At 74.0% G+C, this 18,950-nt stretch carries 17 protein-coding genes; 8 read left to right on the top strand and 9 right to left on the bottom strand.

Annotated elements, in window-relative coordinates:
- The first annotated feature begins 100 nt into the window (after positions 1-100).
- Positions 101-475, top strand: a complete 375-nt coding sequence (locus DMH12_RS27340; RefSeq protein WP_125494112.1) for a hypothetical protein — start codon at positions 101-103, stop codon at positions 473-475.
- A gap of 70 nt (positions 476-545) precedes the next feature.
- On the opposite strand, the gene DMH12_RS27335 is transcribed toward DMH12_RS27340, so the two are convergent.
- Positions 546-1,910, bottom strand: a complete 1,365-nt coding sequence (locus DMH12_RS27335) for an FAD-dependent oxidoreductase (RefSeq protein WP_125494111.1) — start codon at positions 1,908-1,910, stop codon at positions 546-548.
- Positions 1,911-2,114: 204 nt separating this feature from the next.
- On the opposite strand from DMH12_RS27335, the gene DMH12_RS27330 reads away from it, so the two are divergent.
- Positions 2,115-3,599, top strand: coding sequence for an MFS transporter (locus DMH12_RS27330; RefSeq protein WP_185832575.1), 1,485 nt, complete (start codon positions 2,115-2,117; stop codon positions 3,597-3,599).
- Between the two features lie 26 nt (positions 3,600-3,625).
- On the opposite strand, the gene DMH12_RS27325 is transcribed toward DMH12_RS27330, so the two are convergent.
- Positions 3,626-3,775: a hypothetical protein gene (locus tag DMH12_RS27325; RefSeq protein ID WP_185832574.1), complete on the bottom strand. Its 150-nt coding sequence runs from the start codon at positions 3,773-3,775 to the stop codon at positions 3,626-3,628.
- Positions 3,776-3,929: 154 nt separating this feature from the next.
- Between DMH12_RS27325 and DMH12_RS27320 the strand changes: the two genes are divergently transcribed.
- Complete coding sequence (locus DMH12_RS27320; RefSeq protein ID WP_125494109.1) at positions 3,930-4,103, top strand: CsbD family protein; 174 nt, start codon at positions 3,930-3,932, stop codon at positions 4,101-4,103.
- 95 nt (positions 4,104-4,198) lie between these two features.
- On the opposite strand, the gene DMH12_RS27315 is transcribed toward DMH12_RS27320, so the two are convergent.
- The 3 genes from DMH12_RS27315 to DMH12_RS27305 form a co-directional block, all read right to left on the bottom strand.
- Positions 4,199-5,041, bottom strand: a complete 843-nt coding sequence (locus DMH12_RS27315; RefSeq protein ID WP_125494108.1) for a chitosanase — start codon at positions 5,039-5,041, stop codon at positions 4,199-4,201.
- A gap of 143 nt (positions 5,042-5,184) precedes the next feature.
- Positions 5,185-7,929 carry a SpoIIE family protein phosphatase/ATP-binding protein gene (locus DMH12_RS27310; RefSeq protein WP_185832573.1) on the bottom strand — a complete coding sequence of 915 codons (2,745 nt, stop codon included), beginning with the start codon at positions 7,927-7,929 and terminating at the stop codon, positions 5,185-5,187.
- 88 nt (positions 7,930-8,017) lie between these two features.
- Positions 8,018-10,570, bottom strand: a complete 2,553-nt coding sequence (locus DMH12_RS27305; protein ID WP_185832572.1) for a SpoIIE family protein phosphatase — start codon at positions 10,568-10,570, stop codon at positions 8,018-8,020.
- 241 nt (positions 10,571-10,811) lie between these two features.
- On the opposite strand from DMH12_RS27305, the gene DMH12_RS27300 reads away from it, so the two are divergent.
- A complete protein-coding gene (locus DMH12_RS27300; protein WP_125494105.1) occupies positions 10,812-12,155 on the top strand; it encodes an endo-1,4-beta-xylanase in 1,344 nt (447 codons plus the stop codon).
- 194 nt (positions 12,156-12,349) lie between these two features.
- The gene (locus DMH12_RS27295; RefSeq protein WP_185832571.1) at positions 12,350-12,778 is read left to right on the top strand and encodes an ATP-binding protein; all 429 of its coding nucleotides are present in this window, start codon (positions 12,350-12,352) and stop codon (positions 12,776-12,778) included.
- 6 nt (positions 12,779-12,784) lie between these two features.
- Here the strand turns inward: DMH12_RS27295 and DMH12_RS27290 are convergent, their stop codons facing one another.
- Positions 12,785-13,150, bottom strand: a complete 366-nt coding sequence (locus DMH12_RS27290) for an STAS domain-containing protein (protein WP_125494103.1) — start codon at positions 13,148-13,150, stop codon at positions 12,785-12,787.
- Positions 13,151-13,335: 185 nt separating this feature from the next.
- Here DMH12_RS27290 and DMH12_RS27285 point away from each other — a divergent pair, with 185 nt between their 5' ends.
- Complete coding sequence (locus DMH12_RS27285) at positions 13,336-13,590, top strand: hypothetical protein (protein ID WP_125494114.1); 255 nt, start codon at positions 13,336-13,338, stop codon at positions 13,588-13,590.
- 27 nt (positions 13,591-13,617) lie between these two features.
- Here the strand turns inward: DMH12_RS27285 and DMH12_RS27280 are convergent, their stop codons facing one another.
- Both DMH12_RS27280 and DMH12_RS27275 read right to left on the bottom strand, forming a co-directional pair.
- The gene (locus DMH12_RS27280; RefSeq protein WP_125494102.1) at positions 13,618-15,204 is read right to left on the bottom strand and encodes a glycerol-3-phosphate dehydrogenase/oxidase; all 1,587 of its coding nucleotides are present in this window, start codon (positions 15,202-15,204) and stop codon (positions 13,618-13,620) included.
- Positions 15,201-15,818: a TetR/AcrR family transcriptional regulator gene (locus DMH12_RS27275; protein ID WP_125494101.1), complete on the bottom strand. Its 618-nt coding sequence runs from the start codon at positions 15,816-15,818 to the stop codon at positions 15,201-15,203. Before DMH12_RS27275 ends, DMH12_RS27280 begins: the two co-directional genes overlap by 4 nt.
- A 71-nt stretch (positions 15,819-15,889) precedes the next feature.
- On the opposite strand from DMH12_RS27275, the gene DMH12_RS27270 reads away from it, so the two are divergent.
- On the top strand, positions 15,890-17,488 hold the full coding sequence (locus tag DMH12_RS27270; protein WP_185832570.1) for an FAD-binding oxidoreductase: 1,599 nt from the start codon (positions 15,890-15,892) through the stop codon (positions 17,486-17,488).
- 72 nt (positions 17,489-17,560) lie between these two features.
- The gene (locus DMH12_RS27265; protein ID WP_125494100.1) at positions 17,561-18,460 is read left to right on the top strand and encodes a YegS/Rv2252/BmrU family lipid kinase; all 900 of its coding nucleotides are present in this window, start codon (positions 17,561-17,563) and stop codon (positions 18,458-18,460) included.
- Here the strand turns inward: DMH12_RS27265 and DMH12_RS27260 are convergent.
- Positions 18,457-18,950 (bottom strand): integrase core domain-containing protein (locus DMH12_RS27260; RefSeq protein ID WP_148107549.1); only part of this gene is annotated, 494 nt, incomplete at its 5' end. The genes DMH12_RS27265 and DMH12_RS27260 overlap by 4 nt on opposite strands.

The following is an 18,950-nucleotide window of genomic DNA, read 5'->3' as shown; positions in this document are numbered from 1 at the left end:
CCGCAGCGCCCCGTACCCCGACCGACCCCCCAGGCCGGCGGCCACCGCCGGCCGACCTGACCACCGATCGCGTACCGATCACGTCCGGAAAGGAACCACCATGGCCAACCTGGAGACCTCGCTCAAGGAATGCCTCAGCTCCATCGACGGAGCGTCCGCCGCCGCGCTGGTCGACTACACCAGCGGCATGGCGCTCGGCACGCTGGGCGGGACCAAGGAGTTCAACCTGGAGGTCGCCGCCGCGGGCAACACCGACGTCGTACGGGCCAAGCTGCGCACCATGGAACACCTCGGCCTGAAGGAGGAGATCGAGGACATCCTGATCACCCTGAACACGCAGTACCACATGATCCGCCTGCTCAGGGGACGCGGTGGCAACGGGCTGTTCCTCTACCTGGTGCTGGACGCGAGCCGCGCGAACCTCGCGATGGCCCGCCACCAGCTGCGCCGCATCGAGAGCGAGCTGGAGGTCTGACGGCCGCGGGCCCGGCGGGAGACTCCCCGCCGGGCCCGGCCACCGGGCCGAGAGGCCCGGGCGTCAGATGTCAGGCGCCGCTCTCGCGGAGCATGTCCTCGCGCTCGACGAGCTTGATGCGCTCCCGCCCGAACGGCACGCCCTGCGCCTTCTCCGCGGCGTCGAGGCGGTACCAGCCGTCCCAGGTGGTGAAGCGGACGTTCCGCTCGGCCAGGAAGGCGTCCACGGCCTCCGGAGCGGGCGAGACGGGCGTCTGGAGACGGCCGTTCGCGTAGTCGTCCAGCAGGTTGGACACCGTCTCGTTGGCGTCGCCCTTGGTGTGGCCGATGAGGCCGACCGGGCCGCGCCGGATCCAGCCGGTGACGTACGTCGACTGAAGGTGCTCGCCGGACTCCTGGACGACCCGCCCGCCCTGGTCCGGGACCGTGCCCGAGTCGATGTCCCAGGGCAGCTTGGGCAGCTGGTCGGACAGGTAGCCGACCGCCCGGTAGACGGCCTGGACGTCCCAGTCCTTGAACTCGCCGGTGCCCTTGACGTTGCCGGTGCCGTCCAGCGCGGTGCGCTCGGTGCGCAGGCCGACCACCTTGCCGTCCTCGCCGAGGATCTCGGAGGGCGACTCGAAGAAGTGCAGGAACAGCTTGTGCGGCCGGTCGCCGACGTCGCGGATCGCCCAGTTCTCCAGGGTCTTGGCGACCATGTCGGCCTGCTTGTTGCCGCGCCGGGTCGCGATCGAGCCGTCGTCGTAGTCGATGTCCTCGGGGTCGACGATGACCTCGATGTTGGGGGAGTGGTCCAGCTCCCGCAGCTCCATCGGGCTGAACTTCGCCTGCGCCGGGCCGCGGCGGCCGAAGACGTGGACCTCCAGCGCCTTGTTGGCCTTGAGGCCCTCGTAGACGTTCGGCGGGATCTCGGTCGGCAGCAGCTCGTCCGCGGTCTTCGCCAGGACGCGCGCGATGTCCAGGGCCACGTTGCCGACGCCGAGGACGGCGACCTTCTCGGCCTCCAGCGGCCAGGTGCGCGGGTAGTCGGGGTGGCCGTCGTACCAGGCGACGAAGTCGGCGGCGCCGTAGGAACCGTCGAGCTCGAAGCCGGGGATCTTGAGGTCACGGTCGGCCGTGGCGCCCGTGGCGAAGATCACGCCGTCGTAGAAGGCGCGCAGATCGTCCAGGCTGACGTCGGTCGGGTAGTTCACGTTGCCGAAGAGACGGATCTGCGGCTTGTCGAGCACCTGGTGCAGGGCGGTGATGATGCCCTTGATCCGCGGGTGGTCGGGCGCGACGCCGTAACGGATGAGTCCGAACGGGGCGGGCATGCGCTCGAAGATGTCGATGGAAACGCCGGGGTCGGCGGCCACCTCGGACTTGAGCAGGGCGTCGGCCGCGTAGATGCCGGCGGGGCCGGATCCGACGATGGCTACCCGCAGAGGGCGGGGCATGTTCAGGTTCCCTTCGAGCGGTGACAGATCGACTCTCGGGGAAGCCTAAGCTAAGGCAAGCCTAAGTCGGTACGCGGGTCCGGTCTATGAGGCCATAAGAGCAGCTTATGGGATCTCATGGTTGGGCTTTGCCGTCGGGTTTGAACCCCTCGTCACGGGTGACGCATGCGTGGGGCGCCGGGTGATCGCGCCCCGGGCCGCGACATGAGGGGAGCCCGCGTGCAGCGTCCGGACGACAGCTCGGATCCGAACCGGTGGCGAGCCCTCTGGGTCACGCTGGTCGCCGGTTTCATGACCCTCCTGGACGTGACGATCGTCGCCGTCGCCCTGCCGTCCATGCAACAGGGGCTGCACGCGTCGGCGGCGTCCGTGCAGTGGGTCGTCTCCGGCTACGCGCTCGCCTTCGCCCTGACCCTGGTGACGGCCGGCCGGCTCGGCGACGCGTTCGGCAGGCGCCGCGTCTTCCTGGCCGCCCTCGCCGCCTTCGTACTCTTCAGCGCCGCCGCCGGAGCCGCGCCGGGCATCGGGCTGCTGGTGCTCGCCCGGATCTTCCAGGGGGTCGCCGCGGGCAGCCTCGCACCGCAGAACTCGGCGCTGATCCAGCAGCTCTTCCGGGGCGCGGAACGCGGCCGCGCCTTCGGGCTCTTCGGCGCCACAGTCGGCGTCTCCAGCGCCGTGGGACCGGTCGTCGGCGGGGCGATCCTGGCCCTGGCCGGTCCCGAGGGCTGGCGGTGGATCTTCTATGTGAACGTGCCGGTCGGCGTGGTCGCGCTGGTGCTCGGCTTCCGCCTGCTGCCCAGGGTGGCTCCCGGCGGCCCCGGACGGCTGGACCCGGTGGGTGTGGCGCTCCTCGGCACCGGGATCCTCGCCCTGATGCTGCCGCTGGTCCTCGCCGAGTCCGGCGGACTGACCCGGGTGTGGTGGCTGTTCCCGGCGGGGGCCGCCGTCCTGGTCGCCTTCGCGCGGTGGGAGCGCCGGATCGCCCGTCGCGGCGGGCAGCCGCTGCTGGAACCGGGCCTGCTCACCGAGACCCGCGGCTACGCCACCGGCGCGGGCCTGGCGGCGCTGTACTTCGTCGGGTTCAGCGGGGTGTGGCTGGTCTTCGCGCTCTTCTTCCAGAACGGCCTGGGCTACTCGCCCCTGATGTCCGGCCTGGCGGTCACCCCGTTCGCCGTCGGATCGGCCGCCGCCGCGGCCGTGGCGGGCCGGCTGGTCGAGCGGCTGGGCAGGCTGCTGACGGTCTGGGGACTCGTCGCCGTGATGACCGGCCTGGGCACCACCGCCCTGCTGCTCTGGCTCGCGCCGCCGGACCGGGCCGCCTGGTTCGCGGTGCCGGCCCTCTTGCTCGGCGGTCTCGGCAGCGGCTGTGTGATCTCCCCGAACATCACGATGACCCTGCGCGACGTCCCCGTGCGGATGGCGGGTGCCGCGGGAGGCGCCCTCCAGACGGGGCAGCGGCTCGGCGGAGCCGTGGGGACCGCCGCGCTTCCCGGCCTGTTCTACCTGACGCTGAACGCCACCCACGAGGACTACCAGGAGGCGGTGGCCCTCTCCGTGGGATGCGGTGTCGCCGCGATGCTGTGCGCGCTGACCGTCGCGGTCCGCGACTGGCGCCGGGACCGCCCGGGCGACGAGCGGGGCTGCCCGCCGGAGACGTCCCACAGTCACACCCACGCCGGTCAGTGCTGACCGGACGGCCTCTCGTGCGGACGCGGTCAGCGCCGCTTGCTGCCGAACCTCCGCAGCATCTGCTGGGCCTGCGCGCGGCGGCGCGGGTCCGCGGCCGCGCGGCGCACCTGCTCGGTGGCCCTGCGCCCCTGCGGGCTGCGCGCGAACCGCTTGATCCGGTCCAGGATTCCGGCCATGACGTTCCTCCGAGTCGACGACGGTCCCTGCTCTGACCGTCCTCTACCCCGGGGACCCGCGAACACCCCTGCCGCCACCGCGCACGTTTGGCGCCGTCCCAGTGGGCACCCGCAGGGCAGACCATCGCACACGAACGCCGAGAGGTGAGGCACTGTGGCCGGCAACCAGAAGTCGAAGGCCAAGATGGAGCAGGCCAAGGGAAAGGCCAAGGAAACGGTCGGCCGGGCCGTCGGCAACGAGAGGATGACGGCCGAAGGCCGCGCCGAGCAGTCCAAGGGTGACGCCCGGCAGGCCAAGGAGAAGGGCAAGGACGCCTTCGGGCACTGACACCGGGGCGCAACCCCGCGTCGCGGGCCGCGGAGTCCGGCACACGGCCGGCTCCGCGGCCCGCGTCGTGCTCGTCTCCCGGGGACCGGCCGCCGTCAGCCGATGTGGTAACTGTCCCCGTACACCTTCCAGTCCAGCGGCGGGTCGAGGTCCAGGTTGCCCTGGTCGAGGAAGACGCGCTGCGCCGTGTCGACCCGGCTGGTGTCGCTGTGCGCCTCCTCCTGCTTCATCGCCCACACCCGCTCGTCGAGGAACGCGTGCAGGTAGGTGACCTCGTCGCCGCCCTGGGCCGGCGGCCGGGCCCGGCCCAGGGCGCGCTCGCGGATGCTGCCGAAGCTCAGCCGGTCACCGCCGCCGCCGTGCATGACGATCGCGTCGTAGTACGCGAACTGACCCAGCGTGCGCAGGCCGTCCGCCTTGCCCTGGCGCACGGCCGGGCCGAAGTAGACGCGGTCGCGCTCGTCGTCCTGCGCGCGGCGGAACTCGGGATCGCCCGCCGCCCGGCGCCAGTCGTCGGGATAACCGGGATCCAGACCCTCGTGCGAGTCGGAACCGTCGACCCGGCGCAGCGCCGGCAGATAGCGGGCGAGCACGTTGCCGGGGCTGCGGTCGCCGTACAGCTCCACCAGGCCGAGCATGTCGCCGGTGCCGGAGCAGAAGCCGATGATGCCCGCGGTGTAGCCGCGGCCGTCGCCGATGTCCTCGATGTACTGGTACTGCGCCTTCCAGTCGAGCGAGGAGTTCTCCGCGCTCGACACGAGCTGCATGGCGATCTCCTTCTTCGCCGGGTCGTCGAGCCCCGCCGCGCGCACGGACGCGGCCGTGGCCCGCGAGGGGGCGAGCAGGGGGACGGTCGCCAGGGACGCGCATGCCATGGCGAGCACGGTACGGCGCGAGAGGCCCGCGCGGGGCGCGGGGTCGCCGAAGGGGTGCCTCACGGAATCTCCAGTCGGTGGTGGGGGGTGGGGAGTGCCGGGCACTGATAGGAAGGTTTCCTACCAGATGCTGGGCGTGCTGGGCGTGCTGGGCACCCTTCGGGCACGAAATCGGTACGGACCGAGGGCGGCGGCGCCCGCCACGGTCACGGCATCGGCTGCTCCGCCCAGATGACCTTGCCGGCCGGCGTGTAGCGGGTGCCCCAGCGCTCGGCGAGCTGCGCGACCAGGAAGAGTCCGCGCCCGCCCTCGTCCGTCATGGCCGCGTAGCGCAGGTGGGGCGAGGTGCTGCTGCTGTCGAACACCTCGCAGACCAGGCTGCGGTCGCGCAGCATCCGGACGTGGACGGTCTCACCGCCGTACCGGATCGCGTTGGTGACCAGCTCGCTCAGGATCAGTTCCGTGGAGAACGCCAGGTCGTCAAGACCCCACTCGGCGAGCCGCCGGGTGACCTGGGCGCGCACCTCGCCGACGGCCGCCGGGTCGGACGGCACCTGCCACTCGGCGACGTGGTCGGGCCCGAGGGTGCGGGTGCGGGCCACGAGCAGGGCGATGTCGTCGCCCGGCCGTTCCGGGAGCCGGGCGTCCAGGACGGTCCGGCAGGTCTCCTCGGGCGACTCGCCGGCCGTCTCCAGCGCCTGGCGCAGGTGCGCCAGACCGACGTCGATGTCGTGCCCCCGGTCCTCCACCAGACCGTCGGTGTAGAGCACCAGCCGGCTGCCCTCCGCCAGCCGCAGCTCGGCCGTCTCGAATGGCAGGCCGCCCAGTCCCAGCGGGGGACCGGCCGGCACCTCGGGGAACTCCACGCCACCGTCGGGCCGGATCAGCGCGGGTGGCGGGTGGCCCGCCCGGGCCATCACACAGGTGCCGGCGACCGGGTCGTAGATCGCGTAGAGGCAGGTGGCGCCGGTGACCGGGGCGGTGCTGTCGTCGGTCTGCTCGTCCTGGTCGATGCGGCCGACCAGCTCGTCCAGCAGGCCGAGCAGTTCGTCGGGCGGCAGGTCGAGGGCGCTGAAGTTGTGCACCGCCGTCCGCAGCCGGCCCATGGTGGCCGCCGCGTGCAGCCCGTGCCCGACGACGTCGCCGACCACCAGCGCGACCCGGGCGCCCGACAGGGGCAGTACGTCGAACCAGTCGCCGCCCACCCCGGCCTGCGCGGGCAGGTACCGGTAGGCGACGTCCAGGGCGTTCTGGTCCGGCATCCGGCGGGGCAGCAGGCTGCGCTGGAGGGTCACCGCCATGCTGTGCTCGCGCGTGTAGCGCCGGGCGTTGTCGATGGAGACCGCGGCCCGCGCGACCAGTTCCTCGGCCAGGGCCAGCTCGTCCTCGTCGAACGGCTCGGGCGTCTCGGAACGCCAGAAACTGACCACCCCGAGCACCAGCGTGCCCGCGCGCAGCGGCACCGTGATCAGCGAGTGGATGCCGTACTCCAGGATCTGCGCGGAGCGTTCGAGGTCCTGCGCCTGCCAGCCGGACGCCACGTCGAGGCGGGGCTCCAGGAGCGGCGTGCCGGTGTGCAGGGTCCGGCCCTGCGGGGAGGAGTCCACGTAGTGCAGCTGCCGGCCCACCGGGTACAGCGGGGCCTGGGGTGCCCCGCTGACCGCGGTGCGGCGCAGCGCCGTGACGCCCTCCGGCTGGCCGCCCGCCAGCACCGCGTCGAACAGGTCCACGCTGACGTGGTCCGCGAACCGGGGCACGGCCAGCTCCGCCAGCTCCTCGGCGGTGCGCGTGACGTCCAGGCTGGTGCCGATGCCCACGCCCGCGTCGTACAGCATGTCCAGGCGTTCCCGCGCGGTCTCGGCGCGGCCGGACAGGGCCCGCAGCTCCGTGGAGTCGCGGAGGGTGGCCACGCTGCCCGCGGGGCCGCCCCGGACGTCCGTGGGCCGCTGGTTGACCGCCAGCAGCCGGTCCTTGACCCGGTGCACCTCGTCGGTGGCGACCCGGCCGGAGGCCAGCAGCTCCGCGGTGTCGGCCGGCAGACCGAGGTCGAGGACGTGCCGTCCCTCGGCGTCGGGGGGCAGGTTGAGCAGGCGCTCGGCCTCGTCGTTGGCGAGCAGCAGCCGGCCCTTCGGGCCGACGATGAGCACGCCCTCACGGACGCTGTGCAGGACCGCGTCGTGATGTTCGTACATCCGGGTCATCTCGCGCGGTCCCAGACCGTGCGTCTGGCGCAGCAGCCGCCGCCCGACGAGCGCGGTGCCCGCCGTCGCGACGACCAGGCCGACCGCCGCCACGATCAGCACCAGCGGCAGCTGTCGTTCGGCCGCGCCGCCGACGTTCTCCGTGGTGATGCCGGCCGAGACCAGGCCCACGACCGTGCCGTCGGGCTCCTCGACCGGCACGATGGCCTGGACCAGCGGTCCGAGCGTCCCGTCGACCTCCTCGGTCACCGTCTCCCCGGCCAGCGCGGGGGCGATGTCCCCCACGAACTCCCGGCCGATGCGGTCCGGCTTGGGATGGGTGTAGCGGATGCCGTCGGTGTTCGTGACGACCACGAAGTCCACACCGGTCGCCTTGCGCGCCGCCTCCGCCCGGGGCTGGAGCACAGCCGTGGGGTCGGGGGCGCGCAGCGCCGCGAGGATGCCGGGGGAGTTGGCGAACGTCTCGGCCACCGCGACGGACCGGTTGCGGGCCTCGACGGTGCTGTCGTGCCGGACCTGGAGCACCAGCGCCACCGCCGCGGCCACCACCAGCAGCAGCACGATGACCACGTTCATGACGAAGACCTGGGCGGCCACGCTGCGTCCGGACAGCGCCCGGCGCAGTGCCGAGTGACGCCGCCCCGCGTCCGTCCCCCGCCGTGTCGGGTCCGCGTCCCCCCGGTGCCGGGCGAGCGGGCCGCTGGGACGACGGGGCGACCCTTCTCCCGATCGACCCCTCAGTCGGACCATGTGCCCATGTCTACACTGCCGGGCTCCGTGAGGCGAGGGGCACCCCCTGTGCCGACCGGGTCCGCCGGACGGCCGGCCGTGGGTGCGGTCATCGGGGGCTCCCGGGGCGTGGACGGCGGGTGGCGAGCAGCAGCGCGATGTCGTCGGCGCGGTCCGTCGCGTGGCGGGAGCTCACGACGAGCCGGTCCGCGACGCCGGCCAGCGCACGCCTGCCGGGTCGCGCGGCGGGCGCGCCCGCCCTCGCCAGGGCGAGCCGCAGGGCGGTGATGCCGTCGTCGATGTCGCTGCCGGGCCGCTCCACCAGCCCGTCCGTGTAGAGGGCGAGGACGGCACCCGGCTCGACGCGGAACTCGGTCAGCGGATAGGGCGCTCCGGGGTCCACGCCGAGCACCACCCCACCGGGCAGGTCCAGGGCCTCGGTGCGTCCGTCCGGGTGGCGCAGCAGCGGCGGCGGGTGGCCCGCGCGGGAGGCGAGCGCCCGTCCGGTGGCGGGGTCGAGCCGGATGTAGCAGCAGCTCGCGAACAGGCCCGGGTCCAGGTCGGCCAGCAGGTGGTTGACGCCGCTCATCACCTCGTCGGGCGGCCGGTCGCCGAGGGCGAAGGCGCGCACCGCGCTGCGCAGTTGCCCCATCGTGGCCGCGGCCTGCACGCCGTGCCCCTGCACGTCGCCGATGACCAGCGCCATGCCGTCCCCGGAGGCGACGACGTCGTACCAGTCGCCGCCCACCTCCATGCCCTGGGTGCCCGGCAGATAGCGTCCGGCGGTCTCCAGCAGAGGATGGGCGGGCAGCCGGCGGGGCAGCAGCACTCCCTGGAGGCCCCGGGCCAGCGCGGTCTCGGACTCGTAGCGCCGGGCCTTCTCCATGGCGTGGGCGATCAGCCCGGCCAGCGCGGTGAGCACCGAGCGTTCCTCGGTACTGAAGCCGCGCGCGCGGTCGAAGCCGAGGATGCAGGAGCCGACCGGGCGTCCGGAGGCGATCAGCGGCAGGAAGGCGCGGGCGCCCTCCGTGGCGTCCAGCGGGATGCCCGGATACGCGGCGGCCAGGTCCTGCATGGAGTCGAAGAAGAGCGGCCGGCCGCTGGTCAGCGTCTCGACGCCGGGCAGCCGGGCGTCCAGCGCGATGCCCTCGAAGGGCGCGAGGAAGCCCGGCGGGAAGCCCGTCTCCCAGGCCAGGTGGAGGTGGCGGTCCTGGAGCAGGTAGATGGCGAGCCGGCGGCCACCGAAGGCGGACAGCAGCTCCCGCACGACCACGGCCGACACCTGGCGTGCGGTGACCGCCTCGGTCAGGGCGACGGCCAGCACGATCGGGCGGTACTCGGCCGCCGTCGAGGCGATCGGCGGGGCGGGGTCGCCGGCCTCGGGCTCCGCCCCCGGCACCCCGTGCTCGGGGGTGAGGCCGGCCGACGCGTCGGCCACCCGGTTGGCGGGCCGGAGCGTGCCCGTCAGGAGATCGGGGCCGGGGTAGACGGAGACGGCCAGCCAGTCGCCCTCGAAGGGCTGCGGGGCGCTGCGGCGGCTGCCGTCGGGCGGGCGCCGGACATGGAAGCGGACCGGGTCGGGGGAGAGCAGCGCACCGCGCAGATGGTCCTCGTAGGCGGCCTGGTCCAGCCAGGGGGCGGCCTCCCACAGCGAGCGGCCGAGCAGCCCGGCGCGGGGCCGGCCCAGCAGCTGGGCGGCGCGCGGGTTGGCGTAGACGACCGTGCCCAGCCGGTCCACGCAGAACACGCCGTCCGGCAGCAGGTCGGCGGCGGCGTCGGCCACGGTGCCGGCGAAGGGGTCGCGGACCGCTCCCCGTACGGTCACGCCGTCGGCGCGGGCCGCCTGGGGCCGCCACAGCTCGACCAGGCGCAGCGCCCCGTCCGCCGCGCGCACGTACAGGGGCAGCCGCGGCGGCCGGCCGGCGGCGGTCTCCCGCAGGGCCGCGGCGAGCCGGTGCCCGTCGTCGGGCGCCAGGACGGCGGTGAACGACCCGAGCGCGGTGGTGGGTCCGGCGGTGCCCGCGGGCATGCCGAGCAGGACGCACAGCGGTTCGTCGAGGGTGACGGCGCCGGTGACCGGATCCCAGGCGAAGCTTCCCGCGTGCTGCGGGTGCCGTCCGGCGGGGGGCGGCCGGACGCACAGCGGTTCGCCCTCCCAGAGGACCGGCGGCGCGTCGCTGTCCTCGTCCAGGCGCTCCAGGGCCGCGCCCAGGTCCTGCGCGAGCCCCGCCATCCGGTCGGCGCCCTCCAGCACCTCGGCGGCGTCCGAGGCGGCGGGGCGCAGGACGGTCAGGACCCCGTACGTCCGCCTCGCCCCGGCGACGGGCACGTACAGCGACCCGAACGGGAACGGCAGGCCGGCCGCGAACTGCGGGTAGCGGCGCATGGTCTCCGCGGCGTTGGGCAGCACGACGCGGACACCCAGCCGGTAGGCGTCGGCGACCGGGAACGGGCTGTCGGCGTGCAGGCGCCACCAGGGCCGGAACAACCGCCCGGGCAGTCCGGCGAGCACGGCGAGCCGCAGGAGGCCGGGCGTGCCGGAGGACAGGTAGACCCCGCCCACCCGGCCGCCGGCCGCGTCGACCGCCCGGGCGCAGGCGTCGATCAGCAGCGCCGTCAGCCGTCCGGGCGTCCGGTCCGCTTCCTCGGCGCCTGCACTCATCGGCCCCACCTCGTCCGTGCGCCGCCGCGCGGGGCGACACAGCAAGAATGCGCCACCGCACCCGGGTCGCGCACGTGGTCGGTCCGCACGGGTGAGCGTGCCGGGCGTTGACCCCGCGGACGGGAATCCGTAACCTCCTCCGCGACATTCGGAAAGCATTCCGAAAGTTTCGACGATCCCTGATCCGTGCCCTCCGCCCTTCCGAACGGCCCCCGCACACCGATTCAAGGAACGGGATGACATGACCATGCCTTTGAGGTGCCTGGCGAGAACGGCCGCCGCCGGACTGGTGGCCGTGGCCGCGCTGACGGCCGCGGGCCACACCGCCGAAGCCGCAGCCGCCGACACACTCGGGTCCGCCGCGGCCGGCCAGGGCCGCTACTTCGGCGCCGCCGTCGCCGCGAACCACCTCGGCGAGGCCGACTACACCGCCACGCTGGACCGCGAGTTCACCTCGGCGACACCCGAGAACGAGATGAAGTGGGACGCCACCGAACCCAGCCGCGGCACCTTCACCTTCGCCGCCGCCGACCGGGTCGTGGACCACGCCCGGAGCCGCGGCACGGACGTGCGCGGCCACACCCTCGTCTGGCACTCCCAGCTGCCGTCCTGGGTGGGCGCGCTGGGCGCCGCCGACCTGCGCACCGCGATGAACGGCCACATCAACGGCCTGATGGGCCACTACAAGGGCGAGATCCACAGCTGGGACGTCGTCAACGAGGCCTTCCAGGACGGCGGCAGCGGCGCCCGGCGCAGCTCGCCCTTCCAGGACAGGCTCGGCGACGGCTTCATCGAGGAGGCGTTCCGCACCGCCCGCGCCGCCGACCCGGCCGCCAAGCTCTGCTACAACGACTACAACACCGACGGCGTCAACGCGAAGAGCAATGCCGTCTACGCCATGGTGAAGGACTTCAGGTCCCGCGGTGTGCCCATCGACTGCGTCGGCTTCCAGTCCCACTTCAACAGCGCCTCCCCGGTCCCCGCCGACTACCGGCAGAACCTGCAGCGCTTCGCCGACCTCGGCGTCGACGTGCAGATCACGGAACTCGACATCGAGGGCTCCGGATCGGCCCAGGCCGCCAACTACACCAAGGTGGTCGACGCCTGCCTCGCCGTCGACCGCTGCACCGGCATCACCGTCTGGGGCGTCACCGACAAGTACTCGTGGCGCAGCGGCGGCACCCCGCTGCTCTTCGACGGCGACTACCGGAAGAAGCCCGCCTACGACGCCGTCCTGACCGCCCTCGGCGGCTCGGGCGACCCCGGTGACCCGGGTGACCCCACGGCGAGCTGTACGGCCGCCTACACCCGGACCGCGGACTGGAGCAGCGGCTACAACGGCCAGGTCACCATCACGGCCGGCGACGCGCCGATCAGCTCCTGGACCGCGACGGTCACCCTGCCCTCGCCGCAGTCCGTCTCGTCCCTCTGGAACGGCACTCCCGCCTGGACGGGCAACGTCATGACGGTCCGCCCGAGCTGGAACGGCACCCTGGCCGCCGGGGCGTCGACCAGCTTCGGGTTCACGGTGGCGAAGAACGGCAGCGGCGCCGCGCCCACGGTCGGCGGCTGCACCGCCTCCTGACCGGTTCCGCCCGCCGGACCGCCCACCGCCCGGGAGGGCCCCGGCGGTCCGGCGCACCGGGCCGCACCCGTCCGGAAAACGGCGTGTCCGGCGGAAGTTGGGACAGAGAGGCCGTGAAAGCCTCGCCGGTGCGTATCGTGAGGGGCCGGGGCCCCGCTCCCCCACACGGCCCCGACCGGACGGTGAGGCTCTGTATGACTCCGGCGCACGGACCCGATGCCGCGGACACCTCCGACGTGTCCACGGTGGTGGAGTTCAGGGGCGGTTCGGCGATGATCCCGGCCGCCCGGGACGTCGTGCACCGCTTCGTCACCCGGCTCGTCGAGCTGGGCGTCGACCTGGCCGACACCTTCCTGGACACCGCCCGCCTGGTCGCCAGCGAACTGGTCACGAACGCGCTGCGGCACGCCCCGGGACCCTGCCGGCTCAGGCTGACCCTGGTGGACGACCGGGTGGAGATCGCGGTCTCCGACACCGGGGACGCCTTTCCCACGTTCCTGCCCCGCGACCCCCTGCGGGTCGGCCGGCACGGCCTGGAGATCGTGACCCGCCTGTGCGGCGAGGTGATCACCAAGCCGCACGCCGAGGGGAAGACGGTGTACGCGCGCCTGCCGCTGACCTGACCTCCCTCAGTCGGTCAGCGCCTGCTCGACGCTCGGGAAGCAGGCGATGAGCCCGTCGACGCCGACCAGCCGCAGCACCCGCTCGACGGCGTCCCGCGGTGCCGCGAGCCGGAGCCACACCCCGCGGGACTCGGCCTCCTGGTGGGCGGATATGAGCACGTTGATGCCGCTGGAGTCCAGGAAGCCCACCTCGCCGAAGTCGACGACCGTGCCCGGTGCCGACTGCACCGAGGAGAGCAGGACGTCGCGCAGCTGGCCGCTGCCGTCGAGGTCGACCTCTCCGGCGAGGATGACGATGCTGACGCCGTCGCCCGTGGTGGTACGGGTGATCAGCAGCCGCTCGGGTACTGCCGGTCCCTCGGTGTCCGCCACGCTGTCCTCGCTTCTCGCATATGCCCGGCCGTCATCGGTGGCTCGATGGTAAGGGTCTTCGCGGTCCGCGGGGCCCACTTGTGCGGACCCGGGCCCACGGGACCGCCGGCCCCCGGTTTCGACGCGCGCGACGGCGTTCCTCTGACTACCGTCGAGGTGTGGTGGCTCATACATTCGAGGAGCTCGTGCACAAGCGTCGCGCGGCGGACCTGGCACAGCACCGGGTCGAGGAACTGCGCGACTCGTACGGGCCTCCCACGCAGCATCGGTGGACCCCCCGGCAGTCCCACACCTACGAGACCGCCGTGCGGGCCTGGCGCGACCTGGACCGGGACGCGCGGACCGCGATGTCGGAGTACGTCAAGGAGGGAGGACGGTCCCGGCACAAGATCGAGGCGAACGTCCGCAAGGCCGTCCAGGACGGGACGCAGGGCTCCTGACCGGGATCGACGCGGGTGCGGCCGCCTTCAGTCCTGCCGCGCCAGGGCCTCGCCGACCAGGTCCCGTACGGCGTCCAGGGCCGCCGCGCGGTCCTCGGGCACCAGGCCGATGCGGGTGCGCCGGTCGAGGAGGTCCGCCTCGTCGAGGGCGCCCTCGTGACGCAGCGCCCACAGCATTTCGGCGCCGGTGACGGGGTGACCCGGCAGTACCCGCTCGGCGAGCCGGGGGTCCCGGGCGGCGAGAGCCCGCACGTCGGGCGCCTCGGTGCCGTAGCGCCGCACCAGGCGGTCCGGCGCCCGCACCGCGGCCAGGGCGTGCGGGGCGGCGGCGCCGACCAGGGGCAGGGCGGCGGTGGGGGAGGGGCCCGCGGTCAGGCCGCGGGCGGCCACGGCGGCGTTCACGGCGTCCTCGGCCATGCGCCGGTACGTGGTGAGCTTGCCGCCGACCACGGTGATCACGCCCTCCGACGAGGTGAGCACGGCGTGCCTGCGGGAGACGTCCGCCGTGCGGGGCCCGCCGCCCGCCCGGTCCGGCGAAGTGGTGTCCAGCAGGGGGCGCAGACCGGCGAAGGCGCCCACCACGTCCTCCCGGTGCACCGGGACGTCCAGGACCGAACCGAGCACGTCGAGCAGGAAGCCGACGTCGGTCTCGGGCACCTTGGGCACGTCCGGGACGTCGCCCTCCACGGGTTCGTCGGTCAGGCCGACGTAGACCCGGCCGTCCCCCTGGGGCAGGACCAGGACGAAGCGGTTGGTCTCCCCGGGGACCGGCACGTGCAGGCCCGCGGGGAGCGGGCCGAGGTGTTCGGAGCGCAGGACGAGGTGGGTGCCGCGGGAGGGCCGGACCCGGATGCCGTCCACCAGGCCGCCGGCCCACACCCCGGAGGCGTTGATCACCGCGCGGGCTCGCACCACGCCCTCCTCGCCGGTCAGCTCGTCGCGTATCCGGGCGCCGTACGAGGTCAGTTCCAGCGCCCTGGTCCGGGTCAGGATCCGGGCGCCGCGGGCGGCGGCGGTGCGGGCGAGCGCGGTCACCAGCCGGGCGTCGTCGGTGAGCCGGCCGTCCCAGGACAGCAGGCCGCCGCGCAGCCGGTCGGAGCGCAGGGCCGGCGCGAGGTGCCGGGTCTCCACGGCGGACAGCCGGCGCGGCGCGGGCAGCGTGGCCCGGGCCGTGCGCGCCGCGAGCCGCAGGGTGTCGCCGGCCCGGAAGCCGGCCCACGCCAGCGCGGCCTGGCCGCGGGAGACCAGCGGCGTCAGCGGCAGCACGAAGGGCTGGGCGCGCACCAGATGGGGAGCGGTGCGCTCCATCAGCACCCCGCGCTCCACCGCGCTCTCGTGGGCGACGTCGAGCTGCGCGGAGGCGAGGTAGCGCAGGCCGCCGTGGATCAGCTTGGAGCTCCAGCGGGAGGTGCCGAAGGCCAGGTCGTGGGCGTCCACGGCGACGACGCTCAGCCCGCGGGCCGCCGCGTCCAGGGCGGCCCCCGCGCCGGTCGCGCCGAGGCCGACGACCAGGACGTCCACGACGGGCCCGCCCACGGTGTCGGCCAGCTCGCGGGCGCGCCGCGCCGCGGACAGGGAGGCCGCCCCGGCGGCGGGGCTGCTGGTGGGGCTCATGGCGTGAGGGTCCTTTCCAGGATGGTCCGCAGCTCCGCGAGGAAGGCCGCGGAGGTCAGCTCGTCGTCGTCCTCGTCGGTCATGGTCCGCAGCGACAGGGCGAAGGACTGGACGACCAGCAGCACGGACCGCGCCTGCCGCTCGGGGTGCGTCCGGCGCACCGAACCGTCGGCGTGGCCCTGTCCCAGCGCGTCCTCCAGCAACTCCAGCAGGGCTTCCTGGCTCGCTCCGCGCCGGTCCAGGACGTAGGGCAGGAGCAGCTCGGGATCGACGTCGACGATCTTGCGGAAGAGCGGGTGCGCGCGGAACCTCTCCACGCCGGCCACCAGTCCCTCGACGACGCGCGGGCGGGTGCCGGTGCCCGGCCGGGGCTCGGGGATGGCCCCGGTCGCCACCGAGATCCACTCGCGGGTCATCAGGTCGCCGACCAGGGACCGCACGTCCGGCCAGCGCCGGTACAGGGTCATCCGGGAGACACCGGCGCGGCGGGCGACGTCGGTCATCGTCGTGCGGCGGACCCCGACGGCCATCACGCAGTCGCGCACGGCGTCGAGCACCGTGTCGTTGTCCGAGGGGTTCGGCCGGGTCGAGTGGTTGTGACGGTTGGGCGTCATGTGTAACAGTGTAACGCCCCGCCGGGTGGTGCGGCAGGCATCCCCCGAAGCGACCGTGAGGACGACAGGCCATGGACATGCTGTGGAACGGCTGGGGCGACCCGGCCAGGGCGACACCGCTGCCGGACACGGTGACCGGGCTGCTGCGCGAACTGCTCGGCGTCAAGCCCCGCGACGCCGCCCCGCTCCCGCTGGCGGAGATCGACGTCCCCGCCTCGCCCCTGGACGAGACCGCCCGCCGGGCCCTCACGGCCGCGGTCGGCGGCCGTGCGGACGACGTGCGCACCGACGCGGAGACCCGCGTGCGGCACACCCGCGGCAAGTCCACCCCCGACCTGCTGCTGATGCGGAACGGCGACGTCACCGACACCCCGGCCGCCGTGGTCCTGCCCGACGGCCACGACGAGGTGCTGGCCGTGCTGGAGACCTGTGCCGAGCACCGGCTGCCCGTCGTCCCCTTCGGCGGCGGCACCTCCGTGGTGGGCGGCCTCGCCCCCGGACACCGCGGCGCGTTCGTCGCCCTCGACCTGCGCCGCATGAACCGGCTGCTCGAACTCGACGAGGTCTCCCGCACCGCCCGCCTCCAACCCGGCCTGCGCGCCCCCGAGGCCGAAGCGCTGCTCGCCGAGCACGGTTACACCCTCGGCCACTTCCCGCAGTCCTACGAGTGGGCCACCATCGGCGGCTTCGCCGCCACCCGCTCCAGCGGACAGGCCTCCGCCGGCTACGGCCGCTTCGACGAGATGGTCCTCGGCCTCACCCTCGCCACCCCCGAAGGCACCCTCGTCACCGGCCGCGCCCCGCGCTCGGCCGCCGGACCCGACCTGCGCCAGCTGGTGCTGGGCTCGGAGGGCGCCTTCGGCGTCATCACCTCCGTCACCGTCCGCGTGCGGCCCGTGCCCGAGGTCCGCCGCTACGAGGGCTGGCGCTTCGCCTCCTTCGACGAGGGCGCCGCCGCCCTGCGCAGGCTCGCCCAGGACGGCCCGCGCCCCACGGTGCTGCGGCTCTCCGACGAGACCGAGACCCTGATCGGCCTCGCCCAGCCCGACGCCCTCGGCTCCTCCCTCGACCGGCAGGACGCCGGATGCCTGGCCGTCGTCGGCTTCGAGGGCACCGGGGCGGACACCGCGCGCCGCCGCGAGGAGGCCGCCGCCGTCCTGCGCGAGAGCGGGGGGACCTTCGCGGGCGAGGAGCCGGGTGAGCGCTGGGCCCACGGCCGCTACTCGGCGCCGTACCTGCGCGACTCGCTGCTCGACGCCGGGGCGCTCGCCGAGACCCTGGAGACCGCGACCTACTGGTCCCGCGTCCCCGCCCTCTACGCCGCCGTCCGCGACGCGCTCACCGGCACCCTCACCGACGCCGGCACCCCGCCGCTGGTCATGTGCCACATCTCGCACGTCTACGAGAACGGCGCCTCCCTCTACTTCACCGTCGTCTCCGCCCAGGGCGACGACGCCGTGGCGCACTGGACCCGCGCCAAGCACGCGGCCAACGAGGCGATCCTCGCCGCGGGCGGCACCATCACCCACCACCACGGCGTCGGCACCGACCACCGCGACTGGTACGTCCAGGAGGCCGGCCCCCTCGGCATCGCGGCCCTGCGCGCGGTCAAGCGCAGCCTGGACCCCGCCGGCGTGCTCGGCCCGGGCGTCCTGCTGCCGGCGGACTGACCCCGCCGACCGGCCCCCCGCGCACCCGTGAGACAACAGTCCGGCACCATCCGTCAGCCCGGAGGCACATCGATGCGACAGTTCACCGCCGTCGTCAACCCCACCGCGGGCGGCGCCACCTCGGCCGCCGCGCTGCTCGGGGTGGCCCGGCTGCTGCGGGAGGCGGGCGCCGGGCTGGAGACCGAGTACAGCCACAGCCTCGCGCACGCCCGGGAACTCGCCCGGCGCGCCGGTGACCGGGGCCGGGTGGTGCTCGCCGTCGGCGGCGACGGGATGGCGGGCGGGATCGGCGGCGCGCTCAGCGGCACCGGGGCCCTGCTCGGGCTCGTCCCGGCCGGGCGCGGCAACGACTTCGCCCGCGCGCTGAAGCTGCCCACCGACCCGGCCGGGCTCGCCCGGGTACTGCTCGACGGCGAACCCCGCTCCGTCGACACCATCGAGGTCACCTCGGCCGTCCACGACCGCGCCGTCGTGCTCGGCAGCGTCTACGCCGGTGTCGACGCGCTCGCCAACCACCATGCCAACAGCGCGCGCCTGCTGCGCGGCACGGCCTCCTACTACGCGGGCGCGCTGCGCGCCGTCGCCGGCTGGCGCCCGACCCGCTACCGGATCACGGTCGACGGCGAGGAGCACGCCTTCACCGGCTACACCGTGGTGGCCGCCAACTCCGGCTACTACGGCTTCAACCGGCTCATCGCGCCGGCCGCCGAGGTGGACGACGGTCTGCTGGAGGTGGTGATGATCCACGACGCGCCGCGGTGGCTGTTCTTCAAGCTGATGAACGAACTCGAGACGGGCGCCCACGTCCACCGCCCCCAGGTCCGCGTCCTGCGCGGCAGGGAGATCCGCGTCGAGGCGGACCGGGCGATACCCTACGGCGCCGACGGAGAGGTCGAGGCCGCCGTCCCCGTCACCGCCCGGGTACTGCCCGGCGCCCTGCGCGTGCTGTCGGAACCCGCGCGGACGTCCTAGGTGTATTGACCCGCAACGTTATTCACGCGGCTGATCGGTGGCTGGCCGCCGAGTGCGGTGTGGCAGCGGTGATGGTTGTAGCTGTGGAGGAAGTCTGCCAGGGCTGCTGTTCGTTCGGTGTTGCTGGTGTAGGGCCGCAGGTAGGCCCATTCGTCGAGCAGGGTGCGGTTGAAGCGTTCGACCTTGCCGTTGGTCTGGGGCCGGTAGGCGCGGGTGAGCTTGCCGGTGGCGCCGAGCTGGTTGAGGACCTGTTTCCAGGCCAGGCCCTTGCGGTAGGCCCAGGCATTGTCCGTGAGGACGCGCTCGATGCGGGGGATGCCGCTGGCGTGGAAGAAGGCGGCTGCGCGAGTGAGGAAGTCTGCACAAGTCGCGACCTTCTCGTCGCTGTGGATCTCGCTGTATGCGAGGCGGGTGTGGTCGTCGACGGCGGAGTGGACGTAGTCGAAGCCCATGCCTCGGATCGGCCGGCCGGCGTCGCGGCCGCGGACCT

Origin of the sequence: Streptomyces sp. WAC 04229, assembly GCF_003947455.1 — a bacterium.
Lineage (GTDB): Bacteria > Actinomycetota > Actinomycetes > Streptomycetales > Streptomycetaceae > Streptomyces.
This window is presented reverse-complemented; position numbering and strand designations above follow the sequence as displayed.